A 16,383-nucleotide genomic window follows, 5' to 3' on the forward strand; every position below is an offset into this window, starting at 1 on the left:
CTGTCGAACAGCCGGCCTCCGACCGTGTGGAGCCGCCGGCACCGGCCCCGTCTGCGGCGCTGCCGCCCGTGCACGTGGCGAAGCCCCGGGTGGCGCCGCAGCGCATCCTGCCGTCGGCCAACGCGGACACTGGCGGACGCCGCGGCCTCGGCCGGATGATGGGTGGCCGCAAGCGCAAGGTCACCGTGGTGGAGGAGCTGGACGAGCTCGATTTCGGGTGATCGCCCTCGAACGATAACGATTCGGGCAGCGGGCATAACGACTTGGGGCCGAAGCCACCATGAGCGACACACGACCGCAGCGGATACTCCAAGGTTGAAGCTACGTATCCGTCAACGGCGACGGGTATCGGCGACCAGGGGAGAAGGCATGAAATCTGTGCCGAACGACCGCAAGCCGTCTGCGCAGCAGCGGACCGGCACACCGACCGTCCAATACCGTTCGGGAGCGCGGCTCGCGGGCCCGAGTATCGAATCCCAGGTCCTCTACCAGGCGTGCAGATGGTTTCTCCGGCCGGTGGTGCGGATGGCCCCGCTCAACGAGTCGGCCATTCGCAGGGCCGCGCTGCTGGACCTGGCGGCGGGGATCCGGCCGGCCTCCGGTATTCGCCGCCAGAAGGTCCGACTGCCCGGATTCGACGCCGAGATCGTCCGCGCGCCGGGGGTGTCACCGGATCTGGGTGACGGCGTCGTCCTCTATCTTCACGGCGGCGGATTCCTGTGTTGCGGGCTGAACACGCACCGGCCCGTGGTGGCGACGATCGCGAAGCTGACCCGGTTGCCGGTGATGCACGTGGGCTACCGCCAACTGCCCGACACGAACATCAGCGGTTCGGTCGACGACTGTCTGACGGCGTACAAGTGGTTGCTGGAGAACGGGGCCCGCGCGGGTGGGACGGTGTTCGCCGGTGATTCGGCGGGTGGGTTCCTCGTGTTCGCCACGGCGTTGAAGGCCCGCGAGGAGGGCGTCGACCTGCCCGCCGGTCTGGTCGGATTGTCGCCGTTGCTCGACCTGGACTGCGCCGACAAACTGGTGCACGCCAACGCCGCCCGCGACGTCTTCGCCCCCGTGGAGGCGCTCGTCACCATCGGCAAGCTCGGTGGCGAGGTGGACGGTGTGCTCGACTCGGCGCTGTCGCCGGTGAACGGCGCCCTGGAGGGTCTGCCGCCGTCGTTGCTGGTCGCCGCGGAAGGCGAGGTGCTGCGGTCGGATTCGGAATTGATGGCGCATCGGCTGAGCGCTGCGGGTGTGCCGACGACGTTGCAGATCTGGGACGGTCAGGTGCATGCGTTCCCGGCCCTGTGGCCCGGTCTTCCGGAAAGCCGTGTGGTGCTGCGTCGTATCGCCCGTTTCGTGGCGACGCGGGTGCGTCCGGACGACGGTGTAGCGCGGGACAAGACCGCCTGACGACCTACCGCGGCGGGCCTTTCTCGAGCACGATCGTCGCCGTGCGTTGCTGTTCGCTCTCGTCGAGCCAGCGCACCGCGACGGCGTCGCCGGGGTGCCGCGCGATCATCAGTTTGCTGAGATCGGCCGACGACCGGACGGCGGTCCCGTCGAAATCGGTGATCACGTCGCCGATTTCGATGCCCGCCTCGTCGGCGGGGGTGCCGATGCTGACCCACAGCACCTCCGCGCCCCGATCGTCGTCGGTGACGCTGATGCCGAGCAGGGGAGTGTCGCCGATGTGCACGGTGGCGGACGTTCGTCCGGCACGCACCTGGTCGACGACCGTCATGGCGGTGTCGATGGGTACCGCATACGACCGCGGCTGGGCGGGAGCGGGTTTCGACGGGTCGGAGTCGGCGTTGCCCGCGGTGTTGACGCCGATCACGGCGGCGCCGGCATCGACGAGGGGACCGCCGGAGTCGCCGGGGCGGACCGCCGCGTCCACCTGGATCAACCCGTTCAGCCGGTTCCGGGAACCGTCGGTGGAACTGCGGGCGGTGATCGTCTGCTCGAGATCGGTCACGAAACCCCGTGCCGCCACCGGGACTCCGCCGCCTTCTGCGTTGCCCACCGCGGTCACCGGATCCCCGATCCCCGTGGTCGTGTCCTTCGCGAGGGTCGCCGCGGGAAGGTCGCCGGCACCCTGCAGTCGGAGTACCGCGATGTCGCGGGAACTGTCGTAGCCGAGGACGTCCGCGACGTACTCGGCGCCGTTGCCGAGGCTGACCGCGCTGATATCGAGAGCACCGTCGATCACGTGATGGTTGGTGAGGACGACGCCGTCGGGTGTGAGCACGATCCCCGTGCCCGCGGTTTCGACGAAACCCGAATCCGCGACGAGGGTGACGATCGCCGGGATCACCCTGGCCTCGACCTCCTCCGGGGAGAGGACGACCGGTGGCGGCGGTGGTGGTGGCGGCGCGGCGGGCTGGGCCACCGTCACCGCGGGCGGTCCCGACTCGCGGACCGGCGGTGCGCTCAGCAGCAGGCTGCCGATCACCGCCGTGGCCACGGCGAGGACCGTTGCGGCGCGGGGCCCCGTCATGCCCGGCAGCTAGTGGTCGCGGATCCGGTTCAGGACTGTTTCAGTGAGCCCCAGCCGTGCCAGGTGTCGATCTCTATCCAGGCGCTGACGCGTGTGCGGTCGCGGACGGGGTACGGCTTGCCGGTGTAGTGCGTGGCGAGGCGGTCGATGTCGGCGAGTTCGTCGTCGTCCACGAAGTCGACGACACGGCCCTGGATGCTGACGTGGGTGATCCAGTCCTCGGGGTCCATCGCAGTGAGGCTGACGCGCGGGTCGCCCCGCAGGTAGTCGAGGCGGCGACGCTCGGCGTCCATGTTGACCAGCACCTTGCCGTTCTCGAACAGGTACCAGGTGGCCACGGACACGGGCTGGCCGCCCGGTCGGAGGCAGGCGATGGTGGCGTAGTTGGGCCGAGCGAACATCTCGGCGGCTTCCGGTGGCAGAGGTGGCTTCGACATCTCCGAAAGATACTCCTGAGGCCTCCGGCCCTGTGCGTGGTTGACGAGTCCGGGCGCTCGTCACCCGCGCACGGGGCAGGAGGCCGTGGACTCGCGGACCACGAGGGTCGGGGTGAACGAGAGCTGTTGGTGCCGGTGGGTGTCGGGGTTGTTGACCTGATCGAGCAGGAGTTCGGCCGCCGCCCGCCCGAGTTCGTTCCGCGGCTGGGCGACCGACGTCAGCGGCACGGCGGCACCGGCGGCGTAGTCGATGTCGTCGTACCCGACGATCGCGAGGTCCTCGGGTACCCGTTTGCCGTGCTGGATGAACTCCTGCAGCACCCCGAGGGCGAGCAGGTCGTTGGCGCAGAACGCCGCTGTGGGCCGGTCCTCGCCCGACATCGCGAGGATCTCACGGGCGGCCTCGGCGCCGGCTTCGATGCTGAGCGATCGGGTGGCGACGGTGCGCATCCGGGTGTTCGCCGACTCCGCGACAGCGCTGATCGCCCCGTCGCGGCGGTCGCGGACCTGCCGGATGCTGTCGGGTCCGCCCACGAACACGAGGTTGCGGTGTCCCTGCTCCATGAGGTGGCGTGCGGCGATCCGGCCACCGTGGACGTCGTCGACAGCGACGGACGACCGTCCGGGGGTGCGGGACCCGCGGTCGAGCAGGACCACCGGTGTGCCCTGCCGATCGAGGTTGGCGAGCATCGGGGTGCTTTCGCCGGTGGGGCAGAGCAGGATTCCGTGGACGCGTTGTTCCATGAGCTGGCCGAGTTGCCGGTTCTCGCGTTCCTCCGATTCGCCGGTGCTGACCATGACCATCAGCAGTTCGTTGGCCTCGGCGACTTCTTCGGCTCCCGACGCGACGTCGACGAAGAACGGGTTGCGTGCGTCGAGAACGACGACGGCGAGCATGCGCGATTGGCCCGCGCGAAGCTGGCGGGCGGCGTCGTTGCGAACGAAGCCGAGTTGGGTGATGGCGGCGTGCACGCGCTCGCGCGTCGCCTCGGACACCAGTTCGGGGTGATTGAGCACGTTGCTGATGGTCCCCATCGAGACGCCCGCGAGTGCCGCGACCTCGCGCATGGACGCTGCCATCCGATGTCCCCCTTCAGCCGGCTCGTTCGACAGCGCACATTGTTGCGTCGGCCGGTGCCCGAGAACAATCCGGCATTCTTGAATCGCTTCATTGCAAGTATCTCCGGTGTCGCGGGTGGAATCAACCCCGGCTGCCACGGCCGACGGACAGACGTACTCCGCACCGGACCTGGCGTGCTGTTATAACGATAAGATAACGGACGTGGCCGTATCGACCCCGCCTCTTGACTTGTGGCGCCCATCACTTCTAGCTTCGTAACCAAGAAATGAACCGTTTCAATCGGAGGTGCTGAATGAGCGTCCCCCCTGCGGTGCCGCTGCTGGAAGTGCGGGACGTCACCAAGTCCTTCGGCAACGTCGCCGCTGTTCAGGGTGTGTCGTTTCCGCTCTACGGCGGCGAGGCCCACGCCCTCGTCGGAGAGAACGGTGCAGGCAAGTCGACCATCGTGAAGATGCTCGCCGGCGTGCACGGCCCCGACACCGGATCGCTCCTCGTCGGCGGCGAGGAGGTGTCACTCGGATCGCCCGCGGACGCCAAGGCCCGGGGCATCGCGGTCATCTACCAGGAGCCGACCCTGTTCCCCGACCTCACGATCGCGGAGAACATTTTCATCGGCACCCAGCCCCGCGCCCGGTTCGGCATGATCGACCGCGGCGCGATGAACGCCGCCGCCCGCGCACTGTTCGACCGTCTCGGCGTCCCGATGGACCCGGACCGGCCGGCCCGCGGACTGTCGATCGCCGACCAGCAGCTCGTCGAGATCGCGAAGGCGCTCTCCACCGACGCCAACGTCATCGTCATGGACGAGCCGACCGCCGCCCTGTCCGGCAACGAGGTGGAGCGGCTGTTCAAGGTCGCCCGGTCCCTCTGCGCGTCCGGCGCCGCGGTCATGTTCATCTCGCACCGCTTCGAGGAGATCTTCGCGCTGTGCCAGCGGGTCACCGTGATGCGCGACGGCCGGCACATCTCCACCTCGGAGCTGGCGGGCCTGACGGTCGACGACCTCGTCCGCAGCATGGTAGGCCGCGACCTGGGCGCACTGTTCCCGAAGATCGACGTGGAACCCGGCGCCGTGGTCCTCGAGGTCGAGAACCTGTCGCGTGCAGGGGTGTTCTCCGACATCAGTTTCCAGGTCCGCGCCGGTGAGATCGTCGCGCTGTCCGGTCTGGTCGGTGCCGGACGCTCGGAGGTCATGCAGTCGGCGTTCGGAGTGGACCCCCGCGACAGCGGCGACGTCCGGGTGCGCGGCAAGAGCCTGCGCAAGGGCAACCCCAAGGCCGCGATGCGCGCGGGGATGGCGCTCGTCCCCGAGGACCGTCGCCAGCAGGGCCTGATCCTCGACATGTCGATCGAGCGCAACGCCACGCTGACGCGTTCGTCCGCTCTCGCGCGGTTCGGCTTCCTGTTCGGGGGAGGCGAGCGCCGGTCGGCATACGAGTGGACGAAGAAGCTGCAGACCAAGTACGCCCGCATCACCGACCCGGTCGGGGTGCTCTCGGGCGGCAATCAGCAGAAGGTGGTGCTCGCCAAGTGGATGGCCACCGCGCCGAGCGTCCTGATCGTGGACGAACCCACCCGCGGAATCGACGTCGGCACCAAAGCCGAAGTGCACCGAATCATCTCGACGCTCGCCAGTGAAGGCGTCGCCGTCGTGATGATCTCCTCCGAACTGCCGGAGGTGCTCGGAATGGCCGATCGCGTCCTTGTGATGAGGGAAGGACGAATCGTGTCGGAGCTGAGCCGGTCCGAAGCCGACGAGGAGAAGATCATGTTCGCTGCAACGGGTTCGGAGGCCGCCGCATGAGCGCACCCACCCGCGTCGCGCCGCCCGGCGCCGCGAAGACGACGGTGCGGTCGGATGAGGGGCCGTCGCTGATCGAGAAGGTGCTGCAGGTCCGTTCACTCGGTATCCTCGCCGCGCTGATCGTCCTGGTCGTGGTCACCACCACCCAGAACAGCAATTTCCTGTCCGCCCAGAGTATTCGCGACATCCTCCTGGCGGCGTCGATCGTCGGGGTTCTGGTGGTGGGGCAGACCGTCGTCATGATCACCAAGAACATCGACCTCTCGGTCGGCTCCGTGCTCGGGCTGTCGGCGTTCGCCGCGGGCAGTGTGATGCAGGGGCCCGGCGGTGCACCGATCGTGTTCGGCATCCTCGCCGGAATCGTGGTCGGTGCGATCTGCGGACTGGCCAATGCGCTGCTGGTGCGCTTCGGCGGGGTGCCGGCGCTGGTCGTCACCCTCGGCACGATGTACATCTTCCGCGGCATCGCCTACCTGTGGGCGGGCGGCGAGCAGATCACCGCCGACGAAATGCCGTCCGGCTTCCTGACGCTCGGCACCGCAACGCTTCTCGGTGTCCCCGTACTCGTTCTCGTCGCGGTCGTGGCAATCGCCGTGGCCGGGGTGTATCTCCGCCGCTACCGCAGTGGCCGCGACCTCTACGCCATCGGCTCGAACGGCCACGCCGCCGAACTCGCCGGCATCGCCGTCGGCAAGCGCATCCTGCTCGCCTTCGTGTTCTCCGGGGCCCTGGCCGGCATCGCCGGAGTCATGTTCGCCGCGCGGTTCGGCACCGTCGACGCCGCCGCCGGATCCGGATACGAACTCAACGTGATCGCGGCCGCCGTCGTGGGCGGTGTGGCCGTGGTCGGTGGCGTCGGAACCGTCTGGGGCGCGGCGCTCGGCGCGCTGCTCCTCACCACCATCAACAGTTCACTGCCCGTCCTCCAGATCAACCAGTTCTGGCAGCAGGCCATCGTCGGTGCACTGATTCTCATCGCCATCGCGGCCGACCGGCTGCTGGCGGTGCGTGCCGCACAGCAACTTCGGAAGAGGAGCGCTCATGTCGACTGACACCATCGAGCCGGCGGTGACCCCCGCGACGCCCGGCACCGCAGGTCAGACGTCGATGGGCAGCCGCATCCGCGAATGGCTCTCGAGCTGGGACTCGGCGATCATCGCCATCACGGTCGTCGTGCTGGTGGTCGCGTCGGTCACCAACCCCGACTTCGGGAACAGCCGGAACTTCACGTTCCTCGTCCTCGACCTGGCGCCGATCTTCCTGATCGCACTGCCGATGACGTTCATCATCATCACCGGGGAGATCGACCTGTCGGTGGCGAGCATCCTCGGCCTGAGCGGCGCCGCGATGGGCTGGATGTGGAACAACGGCTTCGCGATCGAGATGATCATCCCGATGTGCATCCTGCTCGGTTGCGTCCTCGGTGCCCTCAACGGTGTCCTCGTCGCGAAGCTGGGGCTGCCGTCCCTGGCCGTGACGATCGGCACCCTGGCCCTGTTCCGCGGACTCGCGTTCGTCCTCCTCGGTGACCAGGCGGTGTCCAACTTCCCGCGGGCGTACACGTCGTGGGTGACGGGAACGGTCGGCGGTACGTCGATTCCCAACCTGGCGATCCCGCTGGTCGTGGTGGCGGTGCTGTTCGCGGTGGTCCTGCAGGCCACTCCGCTGGGCCGCGACATCTACGCCACCGGCGCGAGTGACACGGCCGCGCGTTTCGCCGGGATCGACGGGGCGCGGCTGAAGTTCTGGCTCTACGTGGTGTGCGGCGGCGTCGCCGCTCTCGCCGGGGTGCTGTGGAGTCTGCGGTACTCGAGCGCCCGCGCCGACAACGGATCCGGGCTCGAACTGGCCGTGGTCGCCGCGGTCCTCCTCGGCGGCGTGTCGATCTTCGGCGGCAAGGGCCGGCTGGCCGGGGTGCTCGCCGCGGTCGTTCTGCTCGCCGCGCTGCAGAATGCGCTGCGCCTCGAGGACATCTCGAACGAGGCGCTCACCATCGTCACCGGTGTCCTCCTGATCGTGGCCGTCCTGCTGCCGAACCTGCTGAAGACCCTGCGGACCTCCGCGCAGCGTCGAAAGCTGCAGAACGCCTCCTGATTTCCCCTGCCCCACAGCTCTTTCTCACTTCAGCGTTCGCGATGACGCGAACACGAGGAAAGGATCCACCATGACCCGATTCCGCCGGACCTTCGTTCCCCTGGCGGGGATCGTCGCAGTCTCGATCGGACTGACGGCCTGCGGCGGCACCACCCAGGATTCGGCGTCGAACTCGGGCGGTGGCGGCCGCGCCACCGGTACCGCGAACCCCGACGCGCCGATCCAGGACGGGCTGCAGGTCGCGTTCCTCCCCAAGCAGCTCAACAATCCCTACTCGGACATCGAGGTGGGCGGCGGCAAGACCGCCGTGGACGAGTTCGGCGGCGAGTACAAGCTCGTCGGCCCCAACGATGCGAGCGCGTCGTCGCAGGTGTCCTACATCAATACGCTGATCCAGCAGGGTCAGAACGTGATCAACATCGCGGCCAACGACCCGAACGCCGTGTGCCCGTCGCTGAACCAGGCCCGCGACGCCGGCATCAAGGTGGTGACGTTCGATTCCGACGCGGCCGAGGACTGCCGCGACCTGTTCATCAACCAGGCCACCACCGAGGCCGTCGGTGAGACGCTCGCGAAGATGACGAGCGAGCAGATCGGCGGCGCCGGCAAGATCGCCGTGCTGTCCGCGACCCCCAACGCGACCAACCAGAACGCGTGGATCGAGGTGCTGAAGTCCGAGCTCGCGAGCAAGCCGGAGTACCAGAACATCGAGCTCGTGACCACCGTGTACGGCAACGACGACGACCAGAAGTCGTTCCAGGAAACGCAGGGTCTGCTGCAGACGTACCCCGACCTGAAGGCGATCGTGTCGCCGACGACGGTCGGCATCGCCGCCGCGGCGCGCTACGTCTCGTCGTCGAGCTACAAGGGCAACGTCGTCCTCACCGGACTCGGCACCCCGAACCAGATGCGGGAGTATGTGAAGAACGGCACCGTCAAGGAATTCGCGCTCTGGGACCCGACCAACATCGGCTACCTGTCCGCCTACGCCGGTGCCGCCCTGGCGTCCGGGCAGATCACCGGCGCCGAGGGGCAGAAGTTCACCGCAGGCAAGCTCGGTGAGTACACGATCGGCGCCGACGGCGAGGTCGTGCTCGGCCCGCCCACCGTGTTCGACGCGAACACCATCGACCAGTACAACTTCTGAACGCTCCGATGAACAAGTACTGCTTCACCTTGCAACTCCGGCCGGACCGGATCGACGAGTACGTTCGCCGTCACGCCCATGTCTGGCCGGAGATGCTCGAGGCCCTGAAAGCCAGCGGCTGGCACAACTATTCGCTGCACATCCGGCCGGACGGGCTGATCGTCGGCTACGTCGAGTCGGAGAATCTCGAACAGGCGCAGGCGGCCATGGCCCGCACCGACGTCAACCGGCGGTGGCAACACGACATGGCGCCGTTCTTCGAACTCGACGGTGTGGCGCCCGACGAGGGATTCACGCTCCTCACCGGGATCTTCGACCTGGACGCGCAACTTCACACCCCTCTCGACCACACGATCTCCACCGAAGGATGATTCACCATGACGGCAACTGACATTCGGCGCACCGCCGGAGACATCTCCGCCCTCGCCGACTTCGGGATCGAAGTTCCCAGTTGGGCTTACGGGAATTCGGGAACCCGATTCAAGGTGTTCGCCTCGGCCGGTGTCCCGCGCAACCCTTACGAGAAGATCGAGGACGCCGCGCAGGTGCATCGTGTGACCGGTGCGGCGCCGAGGGTGTCGTTGCACATCCCGTGGGATCGCGTCGACGACTTCGGCAAGCTCGCCGCGTTCGCCGCCGATCAGGGGGTGTCGCTGGGGGCGATCAACTCCAACGTGTTCCAGGACGACGACTACAAGCTGGGATCGCTCACCAACGCCGACCCGAAGATCCGCGCGAAGGCCGTCGCCCACCACGTGGAGTGCATCGACGTCATGCGCGCCACCGGGTCGAAGGATCTGAAGCTGTGGCTGCCCGACGGCACCAACTACGCCGGCCAGGATTCCATCCGCGCCCGGCAGGATCGGCTCGCCGACTCGCTTCAGAAGATCTACGCCGAACTCGACGACGACCACCGCCTGCTGATCGAATACAAGTTCTTCGAACCGTACTTCTACACCACCGACATCCCCGACTGGGGAACGTCGCTGCTGCATTGCCTGGCGCTGGGCGAGAAGGCGCAGGTGGTCCTGGACACCGGCCATCACGCACCGGGCACGAACATCGAATTCATCGTCGCCCAGCTGATCCGGCAGGGACGGCTCGGCGCGTTCGATTTCAACTCCCGCTTCTACGCCGACGACGACCTGATCGTCGGATCCGCGGACCCGTTCCAGCTGTTCCGGATCATGCACGAGATTGTCCGGGCGGGAGCACATCTCCCGGATTCCGGGGTGAACTTCATGCTCGACCAGTGCCACAACATAGAGCCGAAGATCCCGGGCCAGATCCGGTCGATCATGAACGTCCAGGAGGCCACGGCCAAGGCGCTGCTCGTCGACGGGGACGCCCTCGATGCGGCGCAGCAGTCGGGCGACGTGCTCGGCGCGCACGCCGTGCTGATGGACGGGTACAACACCGACGTCCGGCCGCTGCTCGCCGAACTACGCGAATCGCAGGGCAGAGACGCCGATCCGATCGGTGCGTTCGCGCGCTCCGGATACCTCGAGCGGATCGAGAACGAGCGGGTCGGCGGGAACCAGGCGAGCTGGGGCGCGTGATGACCGCGAGGACGGCGGACGCCGTGATCGCGCATCTCGACCGGGTACGTCCCCGGAAGGCCCGGCTGGGGCTGGTGTCGGGTGGACTCGGCGCTTACTGGCCGCAGTTCCACGGCCTGCTCCAGACGTTGCAGGAATCGGCACGGTACGTGACGGGCCGATTCGAGGAGCAGGACTGCCAGGTCGTCGACGCCGGGTTCGTGTCCGATCCGCAGGAATCCGCGGCGGCCGCAGAGACGCTCCGGCAGGCCGACTGCGATCTGGTGGTGATCTTCCTGACCACCTACCTGACATCGTCGATGGTGTTGCCGATCGCGCAGCGCACCAACGTCCCGGTGCTGCTGATCGACCTGCAGCCGACCGAGGCGATGGATCACGCGAACACCGACACGGGAACGTGGCTCGCCTACTGCGGCCAGTGCGCGCTGCCGGAGGTCGCGAACGTGTTCCGGCGCAGCGGCATCGACTTCCGGTCGGTGTCCGGGTACCTGCACGACGAGAACGCCTGGCGGCGAATCGACGCCTGGGTGAGCGCTGCGTCCGCACGGGCCGCGCTGCGGCATGCCCGTCTGGGGCTCATGGGGCATCTGTATCCGGGCATGCTCGACATCTCGACCGACATGACGCTGCTGTCTTCGCAGTTCGGGTCGCACGTCGAAGTGCTCGAATTCGACGACCTCCGGGTGCGCGTCGACGCGGTCTCCGAGCGGGAGACGGCCGAGCGGATCGCAGTCGCGAAGGACATCTTCGCCCTGGACGGTTCGGTGAACGAGGACGATCTCGCCTGGGGAGCCCGAGTGTCCGTCGGGCTCGACCGTCTCGTCGCGGACTTCGAACTCGACGCCATGGCGTACTACCATCGTGGCCTCGAGGGCGAAGTGCACGAACGTCTCGGTGCCGGAATGATTCTCGGAGCATCCCTGCTCACCGCGCGCGGTATCCCGCTGGCCGGCGAGTACGACATCCGCACCGCGGTCGCGATGCTGGTGTCCGACCGGATGGGAGCCGGTGGGTCGTTCACCGAACTGCAGGCGCTGAACTTCCGCGACGGGGTCGTCGAAATGGGGCACGACGGGCCCGCCCATCTCCAGGTCTCGTCCGCGGAACCGCTGCTCCGTGGTCTCGGTGTCTATCACGGCAAACGCGGATTCGGCGTGAGCGTCGAGTTCGACGTGACACACGGGCCCGTCACCACTTTCGCGGTCGGGCAGAACCGCGACGGGTCGTACTCGTTCATCGCGTCCGAGGGCGAAGTGGTCCCGGGACCGCTCCTGGCGATCGGCAACACCACGTCCCGGGTCGACTTCGGGCGCGATCCGGGGGAGTGGACGGACGAGTGGAGCGGCACCGGGACCGGTCACCACTGGGCGTTGTGCGTCGGTCACCGCGCCGGCGCGATCAAGGCCGCAGCAGAGTTGCTCGGCGTCGAATTCATCCGGGTCTGAAGTAAGAACATCGAGGGAGAAACAGCAGTGAACGCCACGAGCACCATCGCCGAACTGATCGCGCGGTCCAACAGACTGGGCGCCGACGCTCGGAACACCAATTACGCCGGCGGCAACACCTCCGCGAAGGGCACCGACGTCGACCCGGTGACCGGCGCCGACGTGGAACTGGTCTGGGTGAAGGGCTCCGGGGGAGACCTCGGAACGCTGAAGCCCGCCGGACTCGCCGCGCTGCGCCTCGACCGGGTCCGCGCGCTGACCGACGTCTACCCCGGCCTCGAGGCCGAGGACGAGATGGTCGCGGCATTCGACTACTGCCTCCACGGCAAGGGCGGTGCGGCCCCGTCCATCGACACCGCCATGCACGGACTCGTGAACGCGCCGCACGTCGACCACCTGCACCCCGATTCCGGTATCGCGCTCGCGACCGCCGCGGACGGTGAAGAGCTGACCCGCAAGTGCTTCGGCGACCGTGTGGTGTGGGTGCCGTGGCGCCGCCCCGGTTTCCAGTTGGGTCTCGACATCTCGGCCATCGCGGAGGCGAACCCGCAGGCCATCGGCTGCATCCTCGGCGGGCACGGCATCACCGCGTGGGGGGCGACCAGCGAGGAGTGCGAGCAGCGGTCGCTCGAGATCATCCGCACGGCCGAGCAGTTCATCGCCGACAACGGTCGCGCGGAGCCGTTCGGTCCGGCGATCGCGGGCTACGAGGCGCTGCCCGCCGGCGAGCGCCGACGCCGGGCGGCGGCACTGTTCCCGCTGCTGCGCGGACTGGCCTCCACTGATCGCCCGCAGGTGGGCCACTTCACCGACAGCGACGAGGTTCTGCACTTCCTGGCCGCGCAGGAGCATCCGCGTCTCGCCGCACTGGGCACGTCGTGCCCGGATCACTTCCTGCGCACCAAGGTCCGGCCGATGGTCCTCGACCTGCCGCCGACCGCGTCGCTCGACGACGTCACCGCGCGGCTGCGCCAACTGCACACCGCCTACCGCGAGGACTACGCCCGCTACTACGCCGAGTACGCGGAGCCGGGCAGCCCGGCGATGCGCGGCGCCGACCCGGCCATCGTGCTGGTCCCCGGCGTCGGCATGTTCTCGTTCGGCGCCAACAAGCAGACCGCGCGGGTGGCGGGCGAGTTCTACGTCAACGCGATCAACGTGATGCGCGGTGCCGAGGCCGTCTCCACGTACCAGCCGATCGACGAGCGGGAGAAGTTCCGCATCGAGTACTGGGCCCTCGAGGAGGCGAAGCTGGCCCGCATGCCGAAGCCGGCGCCGCTCGCCACCCGGGTCGCGCTGGTCACCGGTTCGGCGTCGGGCATCGGCAAGGCCATCGCGACGCGCCTCGCCGCGGAGGGCGCATGCGTCGTGATCGCCGACCTCGACCAGGCGAAGGCCGCCGAGGCCGCCGCCGAGATCGGGGGCAGTGACGTCGCGGTCGGGGTCGCGGCGGACGTGACCAGCGCCGACCAGGTCGCGGCGGCATTCGACGCCGCGGTCCTGGCGTTCGGCGGCGTCGATCTCGTCGTCAACAACGCGGGACTGTCGATCTCCAAGCCGCTGCTCGAGACCACCGAGAAGGACTGGGACCTGCAGCACGACGTGATGGCGAAGGGGTCGTTCCTGGTGTCGCGCGAGGCGGCGCGGGTGATGACCGCCCAGGGCATGGGCGGCGACATCGTCTACATCTCGTCGAAGAACTCGGTGTTCGCCGGGCCCAACAACATCGCGTACTCGGCGACCAAGGCCGACCAGGCGCACCAGGTGCGTCTGCTCGCGGCGGAACTGGGCGAGTACGGCATCCGCGTCAACGGCATCAACCCCGACGGTGTGGTGCGGGGTTCGGGCATCTTCGCCGGCGGCTGGGGCGCCAAGCGGGCCGCGGTGTACGGCGTCGAGGAGGAGAAGCTGGGTGAGTACTACGCACAGCGCACCCTGCTGAAGCGGGAGGTGCTGCCGGAGCACGTCGCCAACGCGGTGTTCGCGCTCACCGGCGGGGACCTCACGCACACGACCGGGCTGCACATTCCGGTGGATGCCGGTGTCGCTGCGGCGTTCCTGCGCTGATGGACGCGTTCGCCGCGATCGATCTGGGTGCGTCCAGCGGGCGGGTGATGCTGGGTCGCGTCGCGGACGGGGTGATCACCCTCGACGAGGTTGCGCGGTTCCCCAACCGGCCGGTGCGGCTGGCGGGATCGCTGCACTGGGATCTGGCCGGACTGTATCGGGGTGTGCTGGACGGACTGCGGGCCGCGGTCACGGAGGCCGAGGCCCGCGGGGACGTGCTCGTGTCGATCGGAATCGACACGTGGGCGGTGGATTACGGGCTGCTCGGCGGCGACGGTTCCCTTCTCGGGATGCCGTACCACTACCGCGACCAGCGGACGTGGGGCGTCGCGGCCGGCGTGCGTTCGACCATCGCCGATCGGGAGTTATTCGAGCGCAACGGTATCGCGCAACTCCCGTTCAACACGGTGTACCAACTGCTCGCCGAGCGGGAGAGCGGCGCGCAGCGGCTCGACATCGCGGAGCAGCTGCTGATGATCCCGGACCTCCTCGCGTACTGGCTCAGCGGGGTCCGCATCGGCGAGGTGACCAACGCGTCCACCACCGGGTTGCTCGACCCGGTGAGCCGCGACTGGGATCGTGCGCTCACGACCCGGCTCGGTCTCGACGACCGCATCCTGCCACCGTTGGCGGAGCCCGGTGGGGCGATCGGACTCGTCCGGCCCGACGTCGCCGAAGAGATCGGCGCCACGCCGGTGGTGGTGGCCGTCGGCAGCCATGACACCGCATCGGCCGTGGTCGCGGTACCCGCGGCGAGCGCGCGGTTCGCGTACATCGCGTCGGGCACGTGGTCGCTGGTCGGGACGGAACTCCCCGGACCCGTCCGCACCGAGGAGGTGCGGGCGGCGGGGTTCACCAACGAGGCCGGAGTCGACGGCACCACCCGCCTGCTGCGGAACGTCATGGGCATGTGGCTGGTGCAGGAGTCGATGCGGCAGTGGCAGGCGGACGGGCTCGACATGTCGCTGCAGGAACTGCTGGAGGACGCCGCGGCGCTGACCGATCTCGGCTCGGTGATCGACCCGGACCTGCCGGTGTTCCTGCCGCCGGGCGACATGCCGGCCCGCATCGCCGCCGAATGCGCCCGGACGGGTCAGCGCGTACCGGACGCTCCGGCCGAGGTGATCCGCTGCGTGCTGGACAGTCTCGCGGACGCGTACCGGAGGTCGGTGCAGGCGATCGTCGAGCTGACCGGCACCCCGATCGACGTGGTGCACATCGTCGGCGGCGGCTCACAGAACGCTCTGCTCTGCCAGCTGACGGCGGATGCCACCGGACTGCCCGTCGTCGCCGGACCCGTCGAGGGTTCCGCCCTCGGCAACGTCCTGGTGCAGGCGCGAGCGGCGGGCGGGCTGTCCGGGGGACTCGCCGAACTGCGGGCCGTGGTGTCGAATTCGTTCACCCTGCGCGAGTTCGCGCCGTCGGCGGCACCGCTGTTCACGCCCTAACGCCGGTCCCGGAACCGGGGTTCGCGCTTGTCCTTCCGGGCGGCGGTGGCCTCCTCGAAGTTGTCGGTGAGCAGTCGCACCAGCAACTGTCCGAGGCCCTCCTGGTGGATGTGTGCCTCCAGGGAGGCGGCGTCGAGCCCGGACCACAGGGTGCGCTTGGTGAGTTCCAGGCCGGGCCGGGAGAACCGGGACATACGCTCGGCGAGGTCGAAGCATTCGTCGAGGAGATCCTCGCCGGGCACGCACCGCGACACGAGCCCGATCCGCTCGGCCTCGTCGGCGTGCACGTCCCGCCCGGACAGCATGATCTCGAATGCCCGGGACGAGCCGATCGCGCGTGGCAGCAGGTAGCTCAGCCCCAGCTCACTCGCCGTCAGACCGTTGTTGATGCCCGCCGCCCGGAAGTACGCGTCCTCCGCCGCGATCCGGATGTCGGAGGCGAGCGCCAGGCACAGCCCGCCGCCGATGGCGGCGCCGTTGACCGCGCTGATCACCGGCTGATGCATCCGGCGGAGCGAGAGCACCACGTTGTCCAGCAACTCCATGGCACGCAGCGCGACGGTCGGGGGCGTGAGCCCGTCGACGTGGGGGAGGGTGCCCGCGGATCTCTGGTCGGCGCCGGAGCAGAAGCCGCGGCCCGCCCCGGTGATCACCACCGCGCGCACCGCGTTGTCGTTGCTGATCGCCTCCAGCGCGTCGCGGAACGGGATCATCACGTCGAACGCCATCGCGTTCATGCGTTCCGGGCGGTTGAGCGTCACCAGGGCGATGCCCGGCCGGGGGTGGTCGACGACGACGAAGTTCACG

14 protein-coding genes and 1 pseudogene are annotated in these 16,383 nt (G+C 68.6%); 11 read left to right on the forward strand and 4 right to left on the reverse strand.

All coding sequences use genetic code 11. The features are described 5' to 3' along the window. Nucleotides 1-221: pseudogene (locus RJ1_RS05185) on the forward strand (PIN domain-containing protein); the annotation flags it as partial. 148 nt (nucleotides 222-369) lie between these two features. After that, nucleotides 370-1,407 (forward strand): alpha/beta hydrolase, encoded by a 1,038-nt coding sequence (locus RJ1_RS05190; protein WP_073358913.1) that lies wholly within the window; start codon nucleotides 370-372, stop codon nucleotides 1,405-1,407. A gap of 4 nt (nucleotides 1,408-1,411) precedes the next feature. Here RJ1_RS05190 and RJ1_RS05195 read toward each other — a convergent pair whose 3' ends face one another. From RJ1_RS05195 to RJ1_RS05205, 3 genes are read right to left on the reverse strand one after another with little or no spacing between them, the layout of a single operon-like run. Further along, on the reverse strand, nucleotides 1,412-2,494 hold the full coding sequence (locus RJ1_RS05195) for a S1C family serine protease (RefSeq protein WP_073358914.1): 1,083 nt from the start codon (nucleotides 2,492-2,494) through the stop codon (nucleotides 1,412-1,414). Nucleotides 2,495-2,523: 29 nt separating this feature from the next. Continuing rightward, nucleotides 2,524-2,931: a pyridoxamine 5'-phosphate oxidase family protein gene (locus RJ1_RS05200; RefSeq protein WP_073358915.1), complete on the reverse strand. Its 408-nt coding sequence runs from the start codon at nucleotides 2,929-2,931 to the stop codon at nucleotides 2,524-2,526. A gap of 60 nt (nucleotides 2,932-2,991) precedes the next feature. Beyond that, the gene (locus RJ1_RS05205) at nucleotides 2,992-4,011 is read right to left on the reverse strand and encodes a LacI family DNA-binding transcriptional regulator (RefSeq protein WP_073358916.1); all 1,020 of its coding nucleotides are present in this window, start codon (nucleotides 4,009-4,011) and stop codon (nucleotides 2,992-2,994) included. 293 nt (nucleotides 4,012-4,304) lie between these two features. Between RJ1_RS05205 and RJ1_RS05210 the strand changes: the two genes are divergently transcribed. The 9 genes from RJ1_RS05210 (at nucleotide 4,305) to RJ1_RS05250 (ending at nucleotide 15,576) form a co-directional block, all read left to right on the forward strand. Next, complete coding sequence (locus RJ1_RS05210; protein ID WP_073358917.1) at nucleotides 4,305-5,816, forward strand: sugar ABC transporter ATP-binding protein; 1,512 nt, start codon at nucleotides 4,305-4,307, stop codon at nucleotides 5,814-5,816. Continuing rightward, nucleotides 5,813-6,868 carry an ABC transporter permease gene (locus RJ1_RS05215; protein ID WP_073358918.1) on the forward strand — a complete coding sequence of 352 codons (1,056 nt, stop codon included), beginning with the start codon at nucleotides 5,813-5,815 and terminating at the stop codon, nucleotides 6,866-6,868. The genes RJ1_RS05210 and RJ1_RS05215 overlap by 4 nt, the downstream gene beginning before the upstream one ends. After that, the gene (locus RJ1_RS05220; protein ID WP_083400553.1) at nucleotides 6,858-7,910 is read left to right on the forward strand and encodes an ABC transporter permease; all 1,053 of its coding nucleotides are present in this window, start codon (nucleotides 6,858-6,860) and stop codon (nucleotides 7,908-7,910) included. The genes RJ1_RS05215 and RJ1_RS05220 overlap by 11 nt, the downstream gene beginning before the upstream one ends. 70 nt (nucleotides 7,911-7,980) lie before the next feature. Continuing rightward, a complete protein-coding gene (gene rhaS, locus RJ1_RS05225) occupies nucleotides 7,981-9,057 on the forward strand; it encodes a rhamnose ABC transporter substrate-binding protein (protein ID WP_073358919.1) in 1,077 nt (358 codons plus the stop codon). An 8-nt stretch (nucleotides 9,058-9,065) separates the two neighbouring features. Then, complete coding sequence (locus RJ1_RS05230; protein WP_073358920.1) at nucleotides 9,066-9,428, forward strand: L-rhamnose mutarotase; 363 nt, start codon at nucleotides 9,066-9,068, stop codon at nucleotides 9,426-9,428. A gap of 6 nt (nucleotides 9,429-9,434) precedes the next feature. After that, nucleotides 9,435-10,616: an L-rhamnose isomerase gene (gene rhaI / locus RJ1_RS05235; RefSeq protein WP_073358921.1), complete on the forward strand. Its 1,182-nt coding sequence runs from the start codon at nucleotides 9,435-9,437 to the stop codon at nucleotides 10,614-10,616. Then, complete coding sequence (locus RJ1_RS05240; protein WP_073359114.1) at nucleotides 10,616-12,061, forward strand: L-fucose/L-arabinose isomerase family protein; 1,446 nt, start codon at nucleotides 10,616-10,618, stop codon at nucleotides 12,059-12,061. The genes rhaI and RJ1_RS05240 overlap by 1 nt, the downstream gene beginning before the upstream one ends. A gap of 27 nt (nucleotides 12,062-12,088) precedes the next feature. Further along, on the forward strand, nucleotides 12,089-14,128 hold the full coding sequence (locus RJ1_RS05245; RefSeq protein ID WP_073358922.1) for a bifunctional rhamnulose-1-phosphate aldolase/short-chain dehydrogenase: 2,040 nt from the start codon (nucleotides 12,089-12,091) through the stop codon (nucleotides 14,126-14,128). Next, entirely contained in the window at nucleotides 14,128-15,576 is a 1,449-nt protein-coding gene (locus RJ1_RS05250) for a rhamnulokinase (protein ID WP_073358923.1), read from the forward strand. Before RJ1_RS05245 ends, RJ1_RS05250 begins: the two co-directional genes overlap by 1 nt. On the opposite strand, the gene RJ1_RS05255 is transcribed toward RJ1_RS05250, so the two are convergent. Further along, complete coding sequence (locus RJ1_RS05255) at nucleotides 15,573-16,382, reverse strand: enoyl-CoA hydratase (RefSeq protein ID WP_073358924.1); 810 nt, start codon at nucleotides 16,380-16,382, stop codon at nucleotides 15,573-15,575. The two genes, RJ1_RS05250 and RJ1_RS05255, sit on opposite strands and share 4 nt — an antisense overlap. Nucleotide 16,383 lies beyond the last annotated feature (1 nt).

It is taken from the genome of Rhodococcus jostii NBRC 16295, from assembly GCF_001894825.1.
Taxonomy (GTDB): Bacteria; Actinomycetota; Actinomycetes; order Mycobacteriales; family Mycobacteriaceae; genus Rhodococcus_F; species Rhodococcus_F jostii.